We start from the raw sequence: 20,678 nt of genomic DNA on the forward strand, positions 1-20,678 counted from the left end.
GTATAATCGTAGTTCATTAGTTTATAAGGATCGGAAGGTGTTACATAGATGATTGATTTACGCAGTGATACGGTCACAAAACCAAACGAAACGCTTAGAAGGCTTATGGCCGAAGCAGATGTCGGAGATGACGTTTATGGAGAGGATCCGTCCGTCAATGAGCTAGAGCGATACGTAGCAGAGCTCGTGCAAAAGGAATCCTCTCTCTTTGTCACAAGCGGCACGCAAGGGAATCAGGCTGCGATCCTGGCTCACACAAGACCAGGCGACGAGATTATTATGGATCGCGATGCGCACGTCTTCATTTACGAAGGCGCCGCGATGTCTGTGTTTGCTGGTGTTCAGGCGATGAGTCTCCCTCACACGAATGGCGAGATGAATCTAGATGAAGTAGAGCGCTCCATTCGCTCAGACGATATTCATTTCCCTGAGACAGGCTTGATTTGGCTCGAAAATACGCATAACCGCGGTGGTGGAGCTGTCTTATCTCTCTCTTATATGAAGGAGCTTTATACTTTAGCTCAACGATACGAGATTCCCGTCCATATGGATGGCGCTCGTTTATTTAACGCTGCTGCGAGTTTACAGGTCGAACCGTCCGAGATCACGCAGTATGTCGATACGGTTCAATTTTGTTTATCAAAAGGGCTAGGTGCTCCTGTTGGATCGATGCTCGCAGGCCCCGCCCCGTTTATTAAACGCGCCCGTAAAGTCCGCAAAATGCTCGGTGGTGGCTTAAGACAAGCAGGCGTGTTAGCAGCACCTGGTCTTTATGCCTTAAAGCACCATCGCGAACAGCTTCATGTCGACCATCAGCATGCACAGAAAATCGCGGAGGCTTTACGTACATGGACTGATTTAACAATTGATCACGAGGTGCAAACAAATATTGTCGTGGCAAACGTCGCACCTTCTAAACGATCTGTTCATGAATGGGTCGATCTCTTTGAAGAAAAAGGCGTTCGTATTATTCCTTATAAAGCCGGTTCTCTTCGTTTCACAACAAACAGAGATGTTTCGAAAGAAGATATTGAGCAAGTCATTAAGGTCATTCAGGAGCTTGGTGCTTCATGATCCCAGCTCACATGACAGATGGTAAGCGGTACTACACATGGAACCAGCACTTAAAGGAACACTTCGGTCACAAGATCATGAAGATTCCTTTAGACGCTGGCTTCGATTGCCCGAATCGGGATGGCAAAGTTGCACATGGAGGTTGTACGTTTTGTAGCGTTCGAGGCTCAGGTGACTTTGCTGGAGATCGAGAATTTGATGTTGTCACGCAGTTTCATGACGTCAAAGAACGCATGCATCGCAAATGGCCAAAAGCGAAGTACATTGGTTATTTTCAGGCCTACACAAATACGTATGCACCAGTTGAGGTTTTAAAAGAAAAGTTCGAGCCAATTCTAGCTCAGGAAGGCGTCGTCGGTCTTGCGATTGCAACGAGACCCGACTGTTTACCTCCTGACGTTGTCGATTATTTAGCCGAGTTAAATAAGCGAACTTATTTATGGGTCGAGCTCGGTTTACAAACCGCTCACGATAAAACAGGTCGCATCATTAATCGCGCACACGACTTCGATTGCTATAAAGAGGGCGTTGCTAAGCTCCGCGCTCATAACATTCGCATTTGTTCCCACATCATTAATGGCCTTCCCCTCGAGACACACGAGATGATGCTTGAGACAGCTCATGAGGTCGCAAAGCTTGACGTACAAGGCATTAAAATTCATCTTTTACACCTGTTGAAAAAAACGGCCATGGTGAAGCAATACGAGAAAGGCCTTGTGGATTTGATGGAGCTTGAGGAATATGTGTCGCTCGTTTGCGATCAGCTCGAAGTGTTACCTCCCGATATGATGATTCACCGCCTAACTGGAGACGGTCCCGCTGATCTTTTAATCGGTCCGATGTGGAGCATGCAAAAGTGGAGTGCTTTAAACGCAATTGATGCAGAGCTTAAGAAGCGCAACAGCTATCAAGGCAAATTTTACTCGAGGTGAACAAGTATGATTGAACGAATTATTCCTTTTACTCGCTCCTTATTAACGCAAGTTTTAACAAAGGATAGCATTGTTGTAGACGGAACGGCTGGTAACGGACACGACACGTTGTTTCTCGCCGAAAACGCCAAGCACGTATATAGCTTTGATATTCAACAAGAAGCAATCTTGAGCACGGAAGCAAAGCTTAAAGCCGCAAAGCTTCGAGAGCGCGTCACGTTGATTCACGATGGTCACGAGAAATTCGCTTCCTACGTCAGTGAAGCTGAAATTGACGCCGCCATTTTTAACTTAGGCTATTTGCCTGGGAGCGATAAGTCTGTCATCACACTTGCTGACACGACACTTAAGGCAGTAGAAGATATGTTAGCTGCATTGAAGCGCGGTGGACTATTGATATTAGTTGTCTACTACGGGCATGATGGCGGTAAAGAAGAAAAAGAAGAGCTGTTACAGTATGTCGAGGCACTGCCGCAAAAGCAGTATGATGTGCTTCGATATGGTTTTATCAACCAAAAGAACGATCCACCTTTTTTATTAGCTATTGGGAAGAAGTAAGTGCTTGGATAAGCTTTAGCCGTTTGTGAATAGGGATTAGGATAGAAGAAGTAGCTGACATTGCTGATGTTGGCTACTTTTTTTGTGGGGTGTGGTTGGAGGAATGAGTTTATCGCGGGTTAGTGCTCGAACCGCGTATATTTTCACTTCAACCGCGCGAATATCCCCTCCGACTGCGTATCCTGTAATTAATCGCGCATCTTGATGGGGTTATTGCGCGAGTTGATGCTCGAACTGCGCGAGTTTTTACCCCAACCGCGCGACTATCACCTTCGACTGCGTATCCTGAAATTATTCGCGCGTCTTGATGGGGTTATTGCGCAAGTTGATGCCCGAACCGCGCGAGTTTCCACCTCAATCGCGCGACTATCACCTCCGACTGCGTATCCTGTAATTAATCGCGCATCTTGATGGGGTTATTGCGCAAGTTGATGCCCGAAACGCGCGAGTTTCCACCTCAATCGCGCGAATATCCCCTTCGACTGCGTATCCTGTAATTAATCGCGCATCTTGATGGGGTTATTGCGCGAGTTGATGCTCGAACTGCGCGAGTTTTTACCCCAACCGCGCGACTATCACCTTCGACTGCGTATCCTGAAATTATTCGCGCATCTTGATGGGGTTATTGCGCAAGTTGATGCCCGAACCGCGCGAGTTTCCACCTCAATCGCGCGAATATCCCCTTCGACTGCGTATATCCAAATCACCAGAGCTCACTCAGCACCACCTCTCGCCCATCCAATCAACAAAAAAGAGGACAAGACAAACGCACAACACGTTTGTCTCCCCCCTCTAACCTATCCTCAAAAACCTTCTCTCCTAAACGCTAGCTGCGTCGTAACAAACCCCATCATATGAGCAAATACCAAATGTCTCTCTGGCTCATTTAAGACCTCATGATATAAATTCGGCCACTCTTTATAGTGCTTGTCTAACACATCCACCTGATTAAACCAATCCTTCACGCTATACTTATCCACAATCTTATCTGTCCCACCCTGCATGATATATAGCGGCACTTCTGGGAACAATTCCGTATTTTCATGGACATAGTTGATAGAGGATGTCAATTCGCGATACCAACGCACACTAACCTTTTTAATCATAAGCTCGTCGCTCGCGTCTCGATCGTTCATCCATTTGTCTCGAGTACCCGATCCTGCTTCTAGATTTGTTGGGAAAAGTGTGCCTGGAGCTACCTTATTTAGAATTTTCACAAGCGCTCGTTTATTAAGCGGCGTTTTGTTATAGAGTCCAAAACATGGTGATGATAAGACGACTGCATCTGGTAATTCCTTCTCAGAGAGTTGCATGAGCGTGCGTGTGCTTGCAAGTCCTCCCATGCTATGACCTAGAAGTACAACAGGAAGCTTAAATTGTCTCGCTTCCGATAACCATAGTCTAATGGTATCTATGTATTGCTGAAAGCTAGTTATATGACCACGCGGTCCTTGTGTTGTTCCTTGACCTGGTAAGTCTCCCATAATAACGTGATAGCCAAACTCATTTAATTTTTCGACGACAAAACGATATCTTGCATGGTATTCGCCTGCTCCGTGCACCACGACAAATACTCCTTTTGGTTTTTTATCTGTAGTTTCAAATCTAAACACGACAAACCACCTCCTGCTATTTCTTTTATCTTCCCCTTCCAAAAACAAATAGTCAAGAATCTCGAACTAGTTTTTTCCAAACAAACCATGTAGACTTTTGAGTAAGAAGGAGTTGATAGCATGATATCGTATGAATATAAGGGAAAACATCCGTACATCGATGAAACGGCCTACGTAGCGGACAATGTCGTCATAACCGGTGACGTCACGATCCATGCGCGAGCAAGCGTCTGGTTTAACACTGTCATTCGAGGCGATGTCGCCACAACGATTATTGAAGAAGAGGCAAATATCCAAGATAATAGCACGCTGCACCAAAGTCCAAATGTACCTTTGCACATTAAAAAAGGCGTCACAGTTGGACACCAATGCCTGTTACATAGCTGTACGATTGAAAAGAATGCGTTGATTGGAATGGGATCGATCATTTTAGACGGAGCAACTATCGGAGAAGGAGCTTTTATCGGAGCCGGAAGCCTCGTACCACCTGGCAAAGTCATTCCACCAAATGTGTTAGCACTTGGTCGCCCAGCTAAAGTTGTACGTAAGCTTACGGAAGAAGACCTCGCTGACATGGACCGAATCCGCAAAAGCTATGTGGATAAAGGCCAATACTATAAGTCTCTTAAATAATGAATAGTAAATTTAAATGTGAATGAAGAGCCAACTAGGAAAGAGCGGCTCTTTTTTTGTTTGATTCGCTTATTTTTTGATTTTATATTTCTTATTTTGGTTTTATGTTCCGTATTCTGGATTTATGTGCCGCATTTTGACTTTATGTTCCCTACTTTATTTTTATGTGCCGCATTTCAAAGTTATGGACTTTGTGTAAGCTTTCTTCTCATTTATGTTCCTTCTTCTGACTTTATGTTCCGCATTTCAATTTTATGTTCCCCATTCCGAATTTATGGACTTCAAGTTCCAAGCTCGTTCCGCGTGATCTTTGGCAACTTCCGTCTTACTTCTCATAAGTTATGCATTATTTCTTTTTACACCTTACTTGAACCAAATTTCGTGCTGTTCCCAGAGCGTTCCGCATTCCTTCTAGCAACTTCCACCTTACTTCTCGTAGTTTACGTACTACTTCTATAGCAAATCGATTTCTCAAAATAGAAGGTCGCTAAGCTCCATATTCTCCGTAACCGCAGAAGCCCCGAAGCGGCGGGTGCGTAATACCCGTGTAGCCCTATCGCGCAACGAAAATCCTTTCGATCGGCCATTGGTTTGGCCGATCGAAATAGTTGAGTTAGCCACACAGGTATGTAGCGCCCGACGCGCAGCGGCGCCGAAGGTGCCCGCACTTGAACTTGCTCTTGAACTTGTTCTTGAACTTGCTCTTGAACTCGCACTACAAAAAAAGAAGCCAAAACGCTACAATAAGCGTCTTAGCCTCTCCTATTTTTTCTATTATTTGCTTGCAAGCTCAAGCGCTTCTTCTTTAAGAGTAGTTGCTTTATCTGTTTGCTCCCAAGGAAGATCGATATCCGTACGACCAAAGTGACCGTAAGCAGCTGTTTGCTTATAAATTGGACGACGTAGGTCTAGCATTTTAATAATTCCTGCTGGACGTAAGTCGAAGTTATTGCGAACAACCTGAACAAGTACATCTTCTGATACTTTACCAGTACCAAACGTGTCTACAGCAATAGATACAGGCTGTGCTACACCAATAGCATAAGCTACTTGTACCTCACAACGGTCAGCAAGACCAGCTGCAACGATGTTTTTCGCTACATAGCGCGCAGCGTATGCTCCAGAACGGTCTACCTTTGTCGCATCCTTACCAGAGAATGCTCCACCACCGTGACGAGCATATCCACCATACGTATCTACGATGATTTTACGTCCTGTAAGACCAGCATCTCCTTGAGGACCACCGATTACAAAACGTCCTGTAGGGTTGATGAAATACTTTGTATTTTCGTCAAGTAGCTCCGCTGGAACGATTGGTTCAATAACGTGCTTCTTCATGTCTGCTTTGATTGTTTCAAGCGTTGTCTCTTCCGCGTGCTGTGTAGAAATAACGATAGCATCAATTCGCTGTGGCTGATGATCTTCACCGTATTCGACTGTTACCTGTACCTTTCCGTCTGGGCGAAGGTAATCAACTACTTCTTGCTTGCGCACTTCCGCTAAACGGCGAGCAAGCTTATGAGATAAAGAGATTGGTAAAGGCATTAGCTCTTCTGTCTGGTTATCTGCATAACCAAACATAAGACCTTGGTCACCAGCACCGATTGCTTCGATTTCGTCATCAGTCATCTGACCTTCACGAGCTTCAAGAGCCTTATCAACACCTTGTGCAATGTCAGCAGACTGCTCATCGATTGAAACGAGTACAGCACTTGTTTCATAGTCGAATCCGTACTTCGCACGAATATAGCCAATATCCTTAATGGTTTTACGAACTGTCTTTTGAATATCTACATAGGCAGAAGTACTAATTTCCCCTGCTACTAAAACAAGTCCTGTATTAACAGATGTTTCGCATGCTACGCGAGCATTTGGATCTTGCTTTAAGATTTCATCTAAAATGGAATCCGAGATCTGATCACAAATCTTATCCGGATGACCCTCTGTTACTGATTCTGATGTGAATAAACGCGTTTTTGCCATACTTGTAACCTCCTAGGGATAACCTTATCGTGTTAATAAGGCATTGTTTTACGGTACTCTGTTCCCTGAAATGCGTGATTATCCGAGTATAAAAGAATTTTTATAAACATAAAAACCCCTTTTCCGCTTGAGGAAAAGGGGTTTACTCGTTCGCCTTTCACCTCTTATCGGTCAAGACGCATTGCGCCTTGCAGGTTAGCACCGTTTCACTTTGTCAAAAGAAGTGATGGTTGCTGGGCTTCCTAGGGCCTGTCCCTCCGCCAACTCGGGATAAGAGTATCCGCTTTGATGAATGATACCCAAAAATCGACGACCTGTCAACAGTTCTTATCTACCTATGATATCGCTTCCCTTTTTCACCAGTCTTAAACAACGAACATACGCTATAAAACATTATTAGAAATGGAGGGATACTCGTGAAAAAACTCTGGTTACTGCTACTTTTACTACCTCTTGCTGCATGTTCAAAAGGGCAAGACACGATTCAAGTTGCCGAAGTCATGCGCTCAATTTTCTATGCACCACAATACGTCGCAATAAGTGAAGGATTTTTTGAAGAGGAAGGGATAGAGATTGATCTCACTACCACGTGGGGAGGCGATACAACGATGACAGCACTACTCTCAGATGGTGCTGACGTTGCCTTGGTTGGTGCTGAAACATCTATCTATGTATACGCTCAAGATGCTCGTGATCCTGTAATAAGCTTTGCACAAGTGACTAAAACAGATGGAACATTTCTTATGCAACGCGACCTTGATGAGCCCTTCTCCTTCGACGCCTTAAAAGGACAGACACTTTTAGGTCAACGAAGAGGTGGCATGCCTCAAATGGTTGGAGAATATGTGCTTAAACAGCATGGAATTGACCCCCATACAGACATGGAGCTCATCTCAAATATTGACTTTGGAAACATTGCAGCTGCGTTTGCATCTGGAACAGGGGACTATGTTCAATTATTCGAACCTCAAGCAACTCAATTTGAACAGGATGGTATTGGTAAGATTGTTGCTTCATTTGGAACGGAGTCTGGCTTCTTACCTTACACCGTTTATATGGCAAAAGAGAGTAAGCTTGATAGCCTAAACTTAGAGGGTTTCAACCGAGCATTAGCGAAAGCACAAGCCTTTGTCCACGAACAAGATAGCGCAACCGTTGCTCAGTCGCTACAACCATTCTTCGAAGACACACCACTCGCTACTATCGAAGAGGTCTTTGTGCGATATCGTGACCAAGGCTCGTATGCAACGGAACCAGGACTCAAGGAAGAAGAATGGCACCATCTCCAAGACATTATGGAGGAAGCTAACGAGTTACCAGCACGTGTCGACTTTGACACGTTAGTGAAACCAGTTGATGTAAAATGACGCTCTTAGAACTGCAGCAAGTAAGTAAATCGTTCTTATCCCCTACATCAGAAACAAAAGCATTAGCAAACATTACAGCAACTATTCAGGCAGAAGAGTTTGTGTCCCTTATCGGGCCTAGCGGTTGCGGAAAATCGACGCTTCTATCTCTAATCGCAGGGATGACCCAAGCTACAGCGGGGTCCATTTCACTTTACGGAAAACCAATAACCGGTCCTTCCAAGGAAGTCGGATACATGCTCCAACAAGACTACCTGTTTCCATGGCTCACTGTTTGGGAAAATATAATGCTTGGATTAACCTTGCAACATATGCAGGATGAAAAGCATGTGGTTTTTGCAGAAAATTTGTTACAAGACGTGTATTTAAGTGACAAAAAAGATGTCTATCCAGACAATTTATCTGGCGGCATGAAGCAACGGGTTGCTTTAATACGAATGCTTACATCGAATCCATCTCTTCTATTACTAGATGAGCCCTTCTCTGCCATCGATCATCAAACAAAGCTTCAGTTAGAGCAAACTGTCGCCAGTATTGTAAAGCAACACAAAAAAACAACGCTTCTAGTGACGCATGATATTCTAGAAGCGCTCGCTATGAGTGATCGCATTATTCTTTTATCAAGGCGCCCAGGTACGATTCAAAAAATCTTTGACGTCCCTGAGAGTTTACGATCGCTTCCTCCTCTTGAGGCACGTCTTCATCCCGATGCTCATTCTCTTTTCACCGTTGTGTGGAAGGAGATGATGCAGGATGACAATACTTCAAGCATATCAAAAGAAGCTCGCTCGTAGCCGAAGACGTGTACGACTTACTCAGCTTAGTCTTTTACTTGCCTTCTTTATTTCCTGGGAAATAGCTGCTCACACAGCTTTCATAGACCCATTACTATTTAGCTCTCCGTCTCGCGTGATCCAATTAATCCTGCAACAAGGTACTAGCATTTTTGTCCATATCTCCGTTACCGTTTTAGAAACAATTGCAGGGTTCTTACTAGGAACTGTTGGAGGGATAATAATCGCGACTATTTTATGGAGCAATACCTTTATTGCAAGGGTTTCCGACCCTTTTTTAGTCGTGTTAAACTCCATGCCCAAAGTAGCACTAGGTCCTATTGTCATCGTTGCGTTTGGTCCAAGTTTCGCCGCTATTATTGCCATGGGTGCATTAATATCCATCATTATCACGACAATGGTGGTGTTCCAAGCATTTAATCAAGTCGATCAGAACTATCTAACAGTCGTACGAAGCTTCGGCGCAAGTAAATGGCAAAGCTTTCGACATGTTATCTTCCCTGCGACTCATCAAACGATTATGGCAACATTAAAAGTAAACGTAGGTCTTTCATGGGTAGGGGTAATAGTTGGGGAATTTTTAGTATCAAAGCAAGGTCTAGGCTACCTCATTATTTATGGGTTCCAAGTCTTTAATTTTACACTCGTTATGATGTCACTCTTCTTTATCGCGATCTTTGCAACGATTATGTATCGCATCGTTTTGTTTATTGAAAAAAAAGTAGTTGGGACTGTCTCTTGAGAAGGATTGCCTCCTAAAGCCACAAAAGTGGCTTTAGCTGAGGTATCATACTCTTACATAAGCGTATTTGAAGGGAAACGTCGTTTAACCTCTGAAATACTTAATGGTAGTACAAGATCTTTCATGATAAAGCTGTATGCCTCCTGATTAGCAATTTGATCAGGTAATTGTTTTAACAGCTTCGGACCCTGTGTTTCCATGTAAGAATCCTTTTGATCAAGGTGATCTACTTCTGCATAATAGACGTTTTTAATGACCGTCTCAGCCTTGCCTTGCACTCGATATTGTCCGACATAATGAATAGTGGACACAACTCCACCTGTCTCCTCGTACACTTCTCTGATGGCTGCATCTTGAGCTGTCTCTCCTTTTTCAACTTTCCCTCCAGGAAACTCGATTCCACGAGAGGAGTGAACGGTTAATAGCCATTTATCCTCAAAGGTTGTGACGACCCAAACATGCTTCGGATCCTCTGAAAAGGGATGGTCCTTCGTTGAGAACGTGACTTCGTTCCGATAATAGTCTAAAAATGATTGCATCGTCTGTACCTCCGCTGTCCATATTATCTGACGTTAGTGTACCAAATTTGACGACTATTGTCCGCATGTGGCACTTCCTCATTATTTTCCCTATTTACGCTCTTTTAAATCAATGGATATCTATTGCGTTTACATGCTAACTAGTTTATAGAAGCTTTCCGAGGTGTCAGCCCTTCAGTCACTCTACAACATCCATAGGTCAGCCAGCTCGGAATTTAATTTAAAAATTTACAAAGTACTTTTAGAACCTCTTTCGTTTATACGTCTTCCAATCGTTTTTATACAAAAAAAGGACGGCAATTGCCATCCTTTTGCATATTTTTATTTAGCCGATGATGAGCATCCATACGTACAAGCCCACGAGTGTGATGAAGAGGGTTGGTACTGTTAGGATAATACCGACTTTAAAATAATAGCCCCAAGAGATCTTGATTCCTTTTTGCTGAAGGACAAAGAGCCATAGTAGCGTTGCTAGTGATCCAATTGGCGTGATCTTTGGTCCTAAATCGGATCCGATAACATTTGCGTAGATAAATGCATCACGCATAACACCTGTAAATCCTGCATCCTCGATCGCTAATGCGTTGATCATAACTGTAGGCATGTTATTCATCACAGAGGATAGAATGGCTGCAATGAAGCCCATAGAGATAGTTGCAACGAACAGACCCTGCTCAGACGCTTGCTGAAGAACGACAGCAAGAACATCTGTTAATCCTACATTACGAAGCCCAAATACCACCACGTACATACCAATGGAGAAGACGACAATTGCCCAAGGTGCGCCCTTTAATACCGTACGAGTCTCAACTGCAGGACTTCTTTGAGCCATGATCAAGAAGAATATAGCGATTAATCCTGCAACAAACGAAACAGGTAGGCTCATTACTCCGTCCGTTGTAAATGCTGGAATGTAAATAAATTCTGACACGATATAACCTACGAGTAATAAGCCTAGTACTAACCAAGATAAGCGGAACATTTTAAGGTCTTTAATCGCTTCACTCGGCTTACGTAGCATATTCATATCGTAATTCTTAGGAATATCTTTACGGAAGTATAAGTAAAGCACGAGAATACTTGCTCCTAATGAAAAGAAGTTAGGAACAATCATATAAGTTGCATATTCGATAAATCCAATACCAAAGAAATCTGCTGAGACAATGTTCACTAAGTTACTCACGAGTAATGGTAGTGATGTTGAATCAGCAATAAATCCGCTCGCCATAATAAATGGTAAGATCATGGACTCTTTAAACTTAAGTGCTCTTACCATTGCTAGTACGATCGGTGTTAAGATTAATGCTGCACCGTCATTCGCAAAGAAAGCCGCAACGATTGAACCTAACAAGGACACGTATAAAAACATTTTAAGTCCGCTACCTTTTGCAAGCTTAGCCATATGTAACGCCGCCCACTCAAAGAAGCCAATCTCATCAAGGATGAGAGAAATGATAATAATGGCGATAAACGTAAGCGTCGCATTCCAAACGATTCCTGTTACTTCTCCTACATCGTTTAAATCGACGACACCAATCATAAGAGCTAGTATTGCACCAATTGTCGCAGACCAGCCTATTGATAATCCTTTTGGTTGCCATATAACGAGTGTGATCGTCAAGGCAAAAACTAACACTGCTAAGTATACCGTTATCATGTAATAAAACACCCCTTCTTCGTAAAACACTTCCTCATTATATAATCAATCGCTTATATAAACAACAGTAAATATATTAAGTAATTATGAAGACGTATATGAATAAGAGCTCATGGAGGCAAATACCAATTATTTTAGCTGTGTTAGTAGAATCAAAAAAGCTGCCTTATCTCAGGCAGCTCCATGTATTTACTTATTCATCGTCTTCTCTATCCTGCGATGGACTAACCCAGACAATCTCTTGAATTCGTATGAAGAAGGATGCTCCTCCAGAGCTTACGACAATATGATCTGGCTTCACATCTTCTAGCCTACCTCGAACACTTCCCTTTGTTGTCTGTACATTCAGCATGCTGCCTCTTACACTAACTAGTGTCTGATACACAAACGGATCAAACAACGTTTTATATTCGACGCTCGCGTTTCTCTCTTGTTCATACATACTTATCCCCTCCTCTGCTACCAAATTGTATGAAAAAGGAGAGAAAGTATGCATGGTGATTTTTTATTCAAAAAAAACAGGGACCTTGTTCTTGGCCCCTGCCTTTACTAGTTATAGCTTAAACGTGCGGATAGCTTCTTGAAGTTCTTCTGCCATCTTTGCTAATTGATTCGCTGATGCACTTACTTCTTCCATCGATGCTAGTTGTTCTTCTGCTGATGCCGCGACATTTTGCGTATAGCCAGCTGATTGTTCTGCTATCTCCGTTGTTTCTCTCACAGAATCACGGACGGTTTGGATACCAGTATCGACCGTTAAAACAGCCTCCGTAACGTGTGCCATTTGTTTTGTAACCTCACCAATTGCAGTAGATAGATCCTCAAAAGACGTACCTGCCTCTTCAACATACTTCATGCCAGACTGAACGGCTTGTCTACCATCCTTTGTGTAAGAAACAGAGGATGATACTTCCTCTTGAATTTGGGCTACAAGGGAACGAATTTCGTTCGTTTGATTGGAGGTCTGCTCCGCAAGCTTTCTCACTTCATCTGCAACAACCGCAAACCCTTTCCCGTGCTCTCCGGCACGAGCAGCTTCGATAGCTGCGTTGAGTGCTAACAAGTTAGTCTGCTCTGCTACATCTGTAATTAGTGATACGATCTTACCGATTCGCTCCGATTTATCTGAAAGTCTGTTTACAGATGAATCAATCTGCTCTGTTAATGTATTAATCGTCGACATTTGCGTAACAGTTTGACTAATAATTTGTTGCCCATCAGATGCTTTTGCTGATGAAGAGGAGGCTGCTTTATTTACCTCAGATACTGCTCCACTAACTGCAGTAATTCCTTTTGCCATTTGTGCAACTGTCTCTTCATTTGCCGCAGCTCGCTCTACCTGTTGATCTGCTCCAGACGCTACTTCTTGAATAGACTGAGAGATCTCTTCTGTAGCTCGGCTTGTTTCGTTAGAGCTTGCTAAAAGTTGTTCTGAGCTTGCAGCGACTTGATCAGCGGTATCGCCAACCTGTCTCATCATCGTTTGTAAACTATCAATCATTCGGTTTACAGCAAGAGACATCGTGCCTACCTCATCCTTTCCTTTAACAGGAAGAGGAGCAACTTGTAGATTTCCTTTACTGACTTCATCTGTTGTCTGTACGACTCGATTAATTGAGCTTGATAGCAGAGTAGCAACTGCAAAGAAGATACCTCCGCCAATTATCACAATTGCTAAAATAATAGCGACAAAAATAATTCGATTATAGGTTACGATATCACGGGCATCATCACGCGCCAATTCAGCTTCGTTCACTGCATATTCTGCTAAAGCTAAGCTATCTTCTACAATCTCATGACGCAAATCTGCTAATTCATTCATTCGTGACGTTTGCAGAGGTCCTCTTTCTAATGGGACGTTTACTAACGCTTCGTTGAACGTTGTCACTTGTGCATCTAATTGCTCAAAAAGCTCTTGAGATTCTGTTGTATACATTCTGCCTCGAAGCTCTTCTAAAAAGCCATCAAGTTTTTCACGTTGAGATGTAAAAAATTCCTCATTCGAGTTCTCTCCACCTGTACGAATATAGTCCGCAATGGAAATATATTGAGATCGAACTAATGAGGCAACGTCTGTTACGACAACTGCTCGCTCGCTTCTTTGCGCATATGTATCAATATCATCACTAATTTGATTCATTTGGGCGAAAGAGATTCCTGCCCCAATAATTAAAAGTAAAATAATGAGTAGAAATGTCCCGACCAACTTTTTTCTTAATGATAAATCCCTAATAAATCTCACTTCATTCACCTTCGCCTTCTCATGTCTGTTAAAAAAGTAACACGTTTAATAAGATGTATGTATATTTTATCATACGAAAGTTTCATTCGGAGATCAATTTATATTTTTTCTGTATGAAGAATTTAATAAAATTATTATATTCCTTTTGGGTAAAGATTTTTCACGCGTGGTATACTGAATAAAAATGTATGTGGTTGAGGTGAGCAAATGGCAAGGAACAAAATCTTCATTCTTGCAGGGGGATTAGTTATCCTAATTGCGCTATCCGCTCTGCTCATTCTTTCCGATCAAACGGGAGAATTTCAGGTAGCGGAGGATGATCTTAATACCGTTCAGTTAGAGGACGAATCATCAGAACAAACACCTTCATCTGGAGGAGACTCGGTACCTCTTCAAGAGGATATTGCTATTTCTGAGGGTGAAACCCTTGATCCTGATATACAAGAGGATTTAATTGAGCAAGCTCAAGATGCTCTTGAGGCTTATAGACCTGATCCAAACTTAGAACCCTTTTCTTCTGAGGCGCTATATGAGCATGCCCTTTTATATAATGCTTATCAAATTCAAGATGATGAAAATGTGCTTGAAGAAGACTTGATCCAAGAGGATGCAGAATGGATCGCTTTAGAACTTCGAGCGTGGTTTGAATACGCCGAGGACGAAGTTGGGTATTCGTATGACGAAGAAGATTTACTTCGATATGTAGAGAACGAAGAGGCGCTTTCTGATTCAAATGCGTCGTTAACGGTTCTTTTAGATGAGCTTGAAGCTGATGATGAGTCACTTTATCTTAGGCAGCTAGAGTATCAGTTTGCAAAATCGTTCCTATGGGGACAAATTAGCGAAGGATCTCTATCGGATGAAGAAGAAATTCAGGCATATTATGCAACAGAGTCTGAGATTTTAGAAAGGTTGTCTGAGCAAAATCCAGGGTTATTTAACTCAGATTTATAAGAGTATCCCTAGATTACAAGCATGAAGCTATAATGCGTCAATCAAAAAAGAAGCTGGTTTCAGCTTCTTTTTTCGTTACTTTCTATTTAGTGAACCAAAATCCACCGCGTATTCCACGAATAATGCTTCGTCCATCTGATCTTCTACAACAACTGTCGCAGGCTGACTAAAATCAATACCACTCGTATCTACGTAGACGGTTTGCATTGCTCCTGCGCCGGTGACTTCGCGTTTAATAGATGAAACCTTTTCCGCTCCTTGATAAAGAACGACCTCATACACAAACCCTCTATTGGAGGTAAATCGAACATGGATGGGTAAGAATTGATCGGATAGCTTTGCTTCCATTTCCGGCACAGATGGCGTTCTTCCAAAATGATCATAAATAAGCTTTGTCTCTTTTATAGCTGTTAACCGTGGCGTTTCGACATAAACAAATGCAATGTCCGGTTGTGTGAGTGTCGACATTGTTTCTTCAAGCAAATATCCTTCGATACTTTCAACGGTAGATGTCGCTTCTTCGATCGTATCTCGAATGGATTCGCGAGATAGATGAAAAAAGTACGTCTCATCTGAAAATGTATAAGCTAAAGTACCATTCTCATAGTCGTTTCCTCCGTCTGCAGATAGCACGTCCGTTTGGATGACGAAAAAAATCGCTCCAGCTGACAATATCATCATTAGTAAAGTACTCATGAGCATTTTTACAAGCACGCCATCCCCTCCATTTCACATTCAGTATACTATTAAATTTCGTTTTAATCACGACCAAAGTATGGTTTTGTCGAAAAATGTATAAAATCTTATCGTGTTATTTAAGAGGAAAGACTTATATTTTCTGACAATAAAAGAATTTTATTAGGGTTCTATCATTCTTCCCAAAACAATCAAATGATGCGTATAATGAGTGTCATACTACTACTAGGAGGTCTTCATGAGTAAAAAAGCCTTATTCTTTGATTTAGATGATACATTGCTTTGGGACGAAAAAAGTATTCAGACAGCATTAGAATTAACGTGTCAATCCGTCGACAATGTCGATGCAAAGGTATTGGAAGACGAAGTACGAAAAGCTGCGCGAAGTCACTATAGTGGCTACGACGTTTACTCGTTCACACAGATGATTGGGATTAATCCATTCGAAGGTTTATGGGGCTCTTTTAATGATGAGGGCGAGAAATTTCAAGAGCTTCACAGCATTATAGAGGACTATCAGTTCAAAACATGGCAGACAGCATTGGAGCGAGTAGGGATCACAGATGATCAGTTGGCACTTGAGTTAAAGGACCAATTTATTCAACAACGTATTAATAGTCCGTTCTTGTTCGACGATGCATTGCCGATACTAAAAGAACTTTCGCAATCATACACGCTTCTTATGCTAACGAATGGTGCGCCTTCGTTGCAAAACTTAAAGCTTAAGCTTACACCAGAGCTCGTGCCTTACTTCGATCATATTATTATTTCCGGTGATTTTGGGAAAGGTAAACCGGATGTGTCCATTTTTGTACATGCGTTAGAAGTAGCAAACGTGAAGAAAGAAGATGTGCTTATGATTGGAGATAATCCACAAACAGATATTCTAGGAGCGAATAGAGCAGGCATTGATTCTGTGTGGTTGAATCGATTTGACAAGCCAACGCCACCTGTACAAGCTACACATGAAATTAAAGAGCTTAACGATCTACATAAGCTACTATAATTAAGAAAAGAGCTCTAGGTCTTAAAACTAATTAGACCTAAAGCTCTTTTTTACATTATCTCGTTAAACGAAGCAATCGATCATCATTATCCGCAGGTGATCCACGTCCATCCGTATTATTAGTTAGAACGTAGAGAGCATCATTGTGAGAAACGACATCACGTAATCTACCTTCTCCATCAAAAATGACCTCTAACTCCTCCGTATCTTCATTTAATACATATAAACTTTCGCCTCGAAGTCCTGCTACAACAAGTTGATTATCATAAAAAGTTATTCCAGAAGGAGCCCATGTATCATCACCAGAATGTGCAACAGGTGTCTCCATCCCACTTTCTTCTTCATCGCCTTCAATCACTGGCCATCCATAGTTGTTGCCTGCTTCAATCAGATTAATTTCATCAAGTGCTGTTTGGCCATGCTCCGAGCTATAAAGTTCTTCTTCCTCATTCCACGCTAATCCTTGAGGGTTTCGATGGCCATAGCTATATACATATGAGTCATTTATCGGATTATCATCAGGCACGTCCCCTTGAAGCGTCATACGTAAAATACTACCTGCTAAAGTTGATTCGTTCTGAGACCAATCAGGTTCATTTGCGTCGCCAGTTGTTACATACAGCATATCATCAGGGCCAACAGCTATGCGACCGCCGTTATGAATGTTATCACCTTCAATAGCGTCTAAAAGAATACCTGTTTCGACCCAATTATCATCTTGTTCCTCGAGAGTTACAACTCGGTTTGTTAATCCTGTCTCTTCGCTCTCATAGGTGTAGTATGCGAAGGCTTGTCCTTCATGCATCGTAAACCCTAACAAACCTCCTTCACCTGCCTGTACAATTGAGTCAGATGTGTCTATATTTTGCTCCATGATCTCATTATCTTGTAGCTTCATGATAGACCCATTTCGACTAGTCATATAAATGACCTCATCTTCAATCGTGATAGACCATGGGGAAGCCAAATTTGAGGCAACAACCTCTACGTTCCATTCGTCATCTGACGATAAGGATGCTTGTTGACTATCTTCATCGTTACTCGTATTCTGATCGTTCTCAAGATTATTATTCTCTTCCGCGCTAGGAGTAGCATTATTACTATCTACCTGCGGTGGCTCGTTCGGATCGTTAGGCTCTCCCCCACACGCCATTAGTAGTAAGGGTGACGCATATAACCATTTTTTCATCCAATCACCTCAACGTTACGTATAGTCTTACTTATACACTTTCTGTATCATTCAAAAAACCTAACTCTTTTGCTAAACCGATCCAAATAAGCTCAAGCGTTAGCTCCTGATTATCGCGAGAGACCGTTCGGACAGGATACCTTCCTACGCCTTGATAAACCGCTATTCCTTCCATCCCTGATGAGTGCTTTACGACATCCGTCGCGTGAATTGTTGCACTTTGGTCCTTACTTGAGACCGTAATAGCATGGTTCATCCCATGTAGAGAATTCCCTTCATCGGTAAGAATAAACACCTTCTCTGTCTGGGTCGAAACGGTGGTTAAAGTGTCTGCCAATTCTTTTTTATCCTCTTTATTCAATCGATCAACGACCATCCAGTTAGGTTCTAGTATCGTGAAGAAATCCGCAACTTCCTCTTTGTTTGCATGTCCAAAACGTATCACGACGTAAGAGTGCGTCTCTGTTAAGTCTTTATTTATAGCTTGCGCAATTTCCTCCGTTGTTTGGTCATAGAGAGAGTACATGATGACATGATCGGATCCTAGTTTTTGACTAATACCATCTGTTAAAAAAGGCTGATTTTTATCAAATACGACAATTATTTTTGCCTCATAAGAACGAATAAGTCTTTTAGCATCTTCCATAGTGCGACGTGACACATTCTCTTCGATAGGACCTGTTAAACGATTAATCACTCGTATCAGCTGATGTGCAAAAATGACTGGCGTAACAAGAAGCAATACGGCAAGCTCTGCAAATCCAGCTGCAGCTGCGCCCGTGGCAAAGGCTGCAAATAACCAAAGGGAGGCATAGCTAAAGCCTATGAGACGTTGCATACGCTTCGAATACGTAATCGTCCCTTCTACCTTTTGACTCGTTGTAATGGAGCGAACAAATACGACTAAAAAAGCAAGCGCCGCTGTCAAAAGAATCATTTCTTGTGTGCCATCAAATATGGCTACTAATGCTGGAATAATAAACAGCATTTCACTTGTTGGTGTGACAAGTTTTTTATTCTCTCTTAAATAATCTTTATATGATTGTGTATTAAAATCTTGCAGTTGCATCATTAATGCGCTTCGCTTAATCTTAATGGTTGCACTCAGCACCCAAGCAATGAGCAACAAAATAAATAACCCCATTAATATAGCCATATTGACAACTCCTTTTTGTACATTCCTTCGCACGGAGACACAAATGTGGCATCTATGCTACTTATACCCCTTCTCGCGCACGGACAACCCATACCCATATTATTTTACCGTCTACGCAGGCTGTCGTTCCATAAAAACGTGATACAAACTCTTCTTTTACATATAAAAAGGCTATGAGTAGTAGCATACTCATTAGCCCCGTTGCTTTTCATCTATATTTAGCTCAACAGTTCTAATAGTACGTCACGAAGTGGTCCTTCGTCGTAAGTAGAACGAATAGATGCTTGTAAAATTCGATCATTATCTACTCGAGACCAGTTAATCGCAAACCCGTACCTCCGTGCAAGCTGGCGAATATATTCTCTTGTCGCTCGACCATTGCCTTCACGGAAAGGATGTAATACATTAATTTCTGCTAAATAGTGTGCTAGTGCATGGACAAGCTCTGCAGTGGTTAATTCAGCCCAGTCCTCTGACAAAAGCTTCGTAAATAACTCTTCTCCGTTTTCTTCTAAATGTGTCCATTGAGCAAATGTAAACCCATCCTTCGAGATATTTTCTTCACGTAGCTTACCGGCAAACGGATAAAGATCTTGAAAGATGTAGCGATGAATCTCTTTAAAATGAGAAAAATCAAGCCTTCCCGATAGCTCCTTAAGCTGGAGCTCAGAAAGGCGTTTAGATGTGAACATAGCATCAAGCTGCATGAGCTGCTCATCCTGACGAATGTGAAAAAGGTTGATGAGTACGTCCGTCCCTGGATAGCAATACTTTGACGCGCCAGATCCGTATTTACCCATGGCGCGATAATTTAAGAGCCTGCTTTACAAACGCTTCATGAGAGACATTTCCGAGAAGCTGATCTTTGACAAGCTGCTCTTGTTTAGCTGTTAACGTCAATCCTTCTACAGCAAGTGATCCTTTGGCACAACAAAGTGCTGACTCCACCTGCACGACTGTCTTCTGCGACACGCAGATCGCCTCCATCCTATTCTACCTCTTTATTATACTACAAAACGGGGCAAATTAGTACGATTCTAAACGTCGTTTGGCATAGATATGATGTGCAATTGCGTTTAGTAAATAGAGAAGAGCAAGGAAGGCAAAAAAGGCATTCCAGCCAATCATATAGTACAAGCTATAGTCTCTTAAGTTAGGGAAATTGAGATAAGCTGGGTCTGTAAATCGCGAAATGACGAAGTGATAAAACAGGAGCGCAACTAAAAACGTACTTATTACTTGCAGAGTAATATATAACGTTGATTTCACTTTAGACATTCTCATTTTATCGATTAATACAAAAAATAAATATCCCACAGTAACAAAGTTAAGCATCATAAATACGACTAGCAAGATAGCAAGCGTTGCTTCATTAATCATCTGGTACCCCCTACGGTGACATTCTCGTACAAATTAGAGCGATTACGTTGAAAGCTCTTTATTACATTATATAACAAATGAGGTAGAATAAGCGAGGCTTTTTCTTCCTTTTAAATAGACGGATGCTCATCACAGATGTACAATAGACCGAGATTAGCTCTTA

Annotated in this window: 21 protein-coding genes and 1 riboswitch; of the genes, 9 read left to right on the forward strand and 12 right to left on the reverse strand. The window is 42.1% G+C overall.

Annotated elements, in window-relative coordinates:
• Positions 1-48: 48 nt before the first annotated feature.
• Genes ltaE through mnmM form a run of 3 tightly spaced genes read left to right on the forward strand, consistent with a single transcriptional unit; the run spans position 49 to position 2,564 of the window.
• Positions 49-1,074, forward strand: coding sequence for a low-specificity L-threonine aldolase (gene ltaE / locus FLK61_RS14510; RefSeq protein WP_176010109.1), 1,026 nt, complete (start codon positions 49-51; stop codon positions 1,072-1,074).
• Complete coding sequence (gene mnmL, locus FLK61_RS14515; protein WP_176010110.1) at positions 1,071-2,006, forward strand: tRNA modification radical SAM protein MnmL/YtqA; 936 nt, start codon at positions 1,071-1,073, stop codon at positions 2,004-2,006. Before ltaE ends, mnmL begins: the two co-directional genes overlap by 4 nt.
• 6 nt (positions 2,007-2,012) lie before the next feature.
• Positions 2,013-2,564, forward strand: coding sequence for a tRNA 5-(aminomethyl)-2-thiouridylate-methyltransferase MnmM (mnmM, locus tag FLK61_RS14520; protein WP_176010111.1), 552 nt, complete (start codon positions 2,013-2,015; stop codon positions 2,562-2,564).
• A gap of 803 nt (positions 2,565-3,367) precedes the next feature.
• Here the strand turns inward: mnmM and FLK61_RS14525 are convergent.
• Positions 3,368-4,177: an alpha/beta hydrolase gene (locus tag FLK61_RS14525; RefSeq protein WP_176010112.1), complete on the reverse strand. Its 810-nt coding sequence runs from the start codon at positions 4,175-4,177 to the stop codon at positions 3,368-3,370.
• Positions 4,178-4,300: 123 nt separating this feature from the next.
• Between FLK61_RS14525 and FLK61_RS14530 the strand changes: the two genes are divergently transcribed.
• Positions 4,301-4,810, forward strand: a complete 510-nt coding sequence (locus FLK61_RS14530) for a gamma carbonic anhydrase (protein WP_176011254.1) — start codon at positions 4,301-4,303, stop codon at positions 4,808-4,810.
• 774 nt (positions 4,811-5,584) lie between these two features.
• On the opposite strand, the gene metK is transcribed toward FLK61_RS14530, so the two are convergent.
• Entirely contained in the window at positions 5,585-6,793 is a 1,209-nt protein-coding gene (gene metK, locus FLK61_RS14535) for a methionine adenosyltransferase (protein ID WP_176010113.1), read from the reverse strand.
• 161 nt (positions 6,794-6,954) lie between these two features.
• Positions 6,955-7,070, reverse strand: a riboswitch (SAM riboswitch).
• 139 nt (positions 7,071-7,209) lie between these two features.
• Here metK and FLK61_RS14540 point away from each other — a divergent pair.
• Genes FLK61_RS14540 through FLK61_RS14550 form a run of 3 tightly spaced genes read left to right on the forward strand, consistent with a single transcriptional unit; the run spans position 7,210 to position 9,696 of the window.
• On the forward strand, positions 7,210-8,160 hold the full coding sequence (locus tag FLK61_RS14540; RefSeq protein ID WP_249777604.1) for an ABC transporter substrate-binding protein: 951 nt from the start codon (positions 7,210-7,212) through the stop codon (positions 8,158-8,160).
• Positions 8,157-8,954 (forward strand): ABC transporter ATP-binding protein, encoded by a 798-nt coding sequence (locus FLK61_RS14545; protein ID WP_176010114.1) that lies wholly within the window; start codon positions 8,157-8,159, stop codon positions 8,952-8,954. The genes FLK61_RS14540 and FLK61_RS14545 overlap by 4 nt, the downstream gene beginning before the upstream one ends.
• Entirely contained in the window at positions 8,914-9,696 is a 783-nt protein-coding gene (locus FLK61_RS14550; RefSeq protein WP_176010115.1) for an ABC transporter permease, read from the forward strand. Before FLK61_RS14545 ends, FLK61_RS14550 begins: the two co-directional genes overlap by 41 nt.
• A gap of 53 nt (positions 9,697-9,749) precedes the next feature.
• Here the strand turns inward: FLK61_RS14550 and ytkD are convergent, their stop codons facing one another.
• The 4 genes from ytkD to FLK61_RS14570 all read right to left on the reverse strand — a co-directional run bounded on the left by ytkD (position 9,750) and on the right by FLK61_RS14570 (position 14,143).
• Positions 9,750-10,235, reverse strand: a complete 486-nt coding sequence (gene ytkD / locus FLK61_RS14555) for an RNA deprotection pyrophosphohydrolase (protein ID WP_176010116.1) — start codon at positions 10,233-10,235, stop codon at positions 9,750-9,752.
• A gap of 325 nt (positions 10,236-10,560) precedes the next feature.
• The gene (locus FLK61_RS14560; RefSeq protein WP_176010117.1) at positions 10,561-11,892 is read right to left on the reverse strand and encodes an arsenic transporter; all 1,332 of its coding nucleotides are present in this window, start codon (positions 11,890-11,892) and stop codon (positions 10,561-10,563) included.
• 193 nt (positions 11,893-12,085) lie between these two features.
• Complete coding sequence (locus tag FLK61_RS14565) at positions 12,086-12,334, reverse strand: YuzF family protein (protein ID WP_176010118.1); 249 nt, start codon at positions 12,332-12,334, stop codon at positions 12,086-12,088.
• Positions 12,335-12,445: 111 nt separating this feature from the next.
• A complete protein-coding gene (locus FLK61_RS14570) occupies positions 12,446-14,143 on the reverse strand; it encodes a methyl-accepting chemotaxis protein (protein ID WP_176010119.1) in 1,698 nt (565 codons plus the stop codon).
• A 198-nt stretch (positions 14,144-14,341) separates the two neighbouring features.
• Between FLK61_RS14570 and FLK61_RS14575 the strand changes: the two genes are divergently transcribed.
• Positions 14,342-15,088, forward strand: coding sequence for a hypothetical protein (locus FLK61_RS14575; RefSeq protein ID WP_176010120.1), 747 nt, complete (start codon positions 14,342-14,344; stop codon positions 15,086-15,088).
• Positions 15,089-15,163: 75 nt separating this feature from the next.
• On the opposite strand, the gene FLK61_RS14580 is transcribed toward FLK61_RS14575, so the two are convergent.
• A complete protein-coding gene (locus FLK61_RS14580; RefSeq protein ID WP_176010121.1) occupies positions 15,164-15,802 on the reverse strand; it encodes a hypothetical protein in 639 nt (212 codons plus the stop codon).
• Between the two features lie 220 nt (positions 15,803-16,022).
• Between FLK61_RS14580 and FLK61_RS14585 the strand changes: the two genes are divergently transcribed.
• Entirely contained in the window at positions 16,023-16,790 is a 768-nt protein-coding gene (locus FLK61_RS14585; RefSeq protein ID WP_176010122.1) for an HAD family hydrolase, read from the forward strand.
• 55 nt (positions 16,791-16,845) lie between these two features.
• On the opposite strand, the gene FLK61_RS14590 is transcribed toward FLK61_RS14585, so the two are convergent.
• The 5 genes from FLK61_RS14590 to FLK61_RS14610 form a co-directional block, all read right to left on the reverse strand.
• Complete coding sequence (locus FLK61_RS14590; RefSeq protein WP_249777605.1) at positions 16,846-17,979, reverse strand: PQQ-dependent sugar dehydrogenase; 1,134 nt, start codon at positions 17,977-17,979, stop codon at positions 16,846-16,848.
• A gap of 31 nt (positions 17,980-18,010) precedes the next feature.
• A complete protein-coding gene (locus tag FLK61_RS14595; protein WP_176010123.1) occupies positions 18,011-19,135 on the reverse strand; it encodes a hypothetical protein in 1,125 nt (374 codons plus the stop codon).
• Positions 19,136-19,353: 218 nt separating this feature from the next.
• Positions 19,354-19,842 carry a Fic/DOC family protein gene (locus FLK61_RS14600; RefSeq protein WP_249777606.1) on the reverse strand — a complete coding sequence of 163 codons (489 nt, stop codon included), beginning with the start codon at positions 19,840-19,842 and terminating at the stop codon, positions 19,354-19,356.
• An 85-nt stretch (positions 19,843-19,927) separates the two neighbouring features.
• The gene (locus FLK61_RS14605; protein ID WP_249777607.1) at positions 19,928-20,107 is read right to left on the reverse strand and encodes a hypothetical protein; all 180 of its coding nucleotides are present in this window, start codon (positions 20,105-20,107) and stop codon (positions 19,928-19,930) included.
• A gap of 54 nt (positions 20,108-20,161) precedes the next feature.
• Positions 20,162-20,515 carry a hypothetical protein gene (locus FLK61_RS14610; RefSeq protein ID WP_176010126.1) on the reverse strand — a complete coding sequence of 118 codons (354 nt, stop codon included), beginning with the start codon at positions 20,513-20,515 and terminating at the stop codon, positions 20,162-20,164.
• Positions 20,516-20,678: the final 163 nt, after the last annotated feature.

The sequence above is a fragment of the Paenalkalicoccus suaedae genome (assembly GCF_006965545.2).
GTDB classification, from domain to species: Bacteria; Bacillota; Bacilli; order Bacillales; family Salisediminibacteriaceae; genus Paenalkalicoccus; species Paenalkalicoccus suaedae.

What these genes read in the sequence shown, in the direction of transcription:
- ltaE (WP_176010109.1), top strand. Translation starts at nt 49, where the DNA reads ATGATTGATTTACGCAGTGATACGGTCACAAAACCAAACGAAACGCTT.
- mnmL (WP_176010110.1), top strand. Translation starts at nt 1,071, where the DNA reads ATGATCCCAGCTCACATGACAGATGGTAAGCGGTACTACACATGGAAC.
- mnmM (WP_176010111.1), top strand. Translation starts at nt 2,013, where the DNA reads ATGATTGAACGAATTATTCCTTTTACTCGCTCCTTATTAACGCAAGTT.
- metK (WP_176010113.1), bottom strand. Translation starts at nt 6,793, where the DNA reads ATGGCAAAAACGCGTTTATTCACATCAGAATCAGTAACAGAGGGTCAT.
- FLK61_RS14545 (WP_176010114.1), top strand. Translation starts at nt 8,157, where the DNA reads ATGACGCTCTTAGAACTGCAGCAAGTAAGTAAATCGTTCTTATCCCCT.
- FLK61_RS14550 (WP_176010115.1), top strand. Translation starts at nt 8,914, where the DNA reads ATGACAATACTTCAAGCATATCAAAAGAAGCTCGCTCGTAGCCGAAGA.
- ytkD (WP_176010116.1), bottom strand. Translation starts at nt 10,235, where the DNA reads ATGCAATCATTTTTAGACTATTATCGGAACGAAGTCACGTTCTCAACG.
- FLK61_RS14560 (WP_176010117.1), bottom strand. Translation starts at nt 11,892, where the DNA reads ATGATAACGGTATACTTAGCAGTGTTAGTTTTTGCCTTGACGATCACA.
- FLK61_RS14565 (WP_176010118.1), bottom strand. Translation starts at nt 12,334, where the DNA reads ATGTATGAACAAGAGAGAAACGCGAGCGTCGAATATAAAACGTTGTTT.
- FLK61_RS14575 (WP_176010120.1), top strand. Translation starts at nt 14,342, where the DNA reads ATGGCAAGGAACAAAATCTTCATTCTTGCAGGGGGATTAGTTATCCTA.
- FLK61_RS14585 (WP_176010122.1), top strand. Translation starts at nt 16,023, where the DNA reads ATGAGTAAAAAAGCCTTATTCTTTGATTTAGATGATACATTGCTTTGG.
- FLK61_RS14590 (WP_249777605.1), bottom strand. Translation starts at nt 17,979, where the DNA reads ATGAAAAAATGGTTATATGCGTCACCCTTACTACTAATGGCGTGTGGG.
- FLK61_RS14595 (WP_176010123.1), bottom strand. Translation starts at nt 19,135, where the DNA reads ATGGCTATATTAATGGGGTTATTTATTTTGTTGCTCATTGCTTGGGTG.
- FLK61_RS14600 (WP_249777606.1), bottom strand. Translation starts at nt 19,842, where the DNA reads ATGCAGCTTGATGCTATGTTCACATCTAAACGCCTTTCTGAGCTCCAG.
- FLK61_RS14610 (WP_176010126.1), bottom strand. Translation starts at nt 20,515, where the DNA reads ATGATTAATGAAGCAACGCTTGCTATCTTGCTAGTCGTATTTATGATG.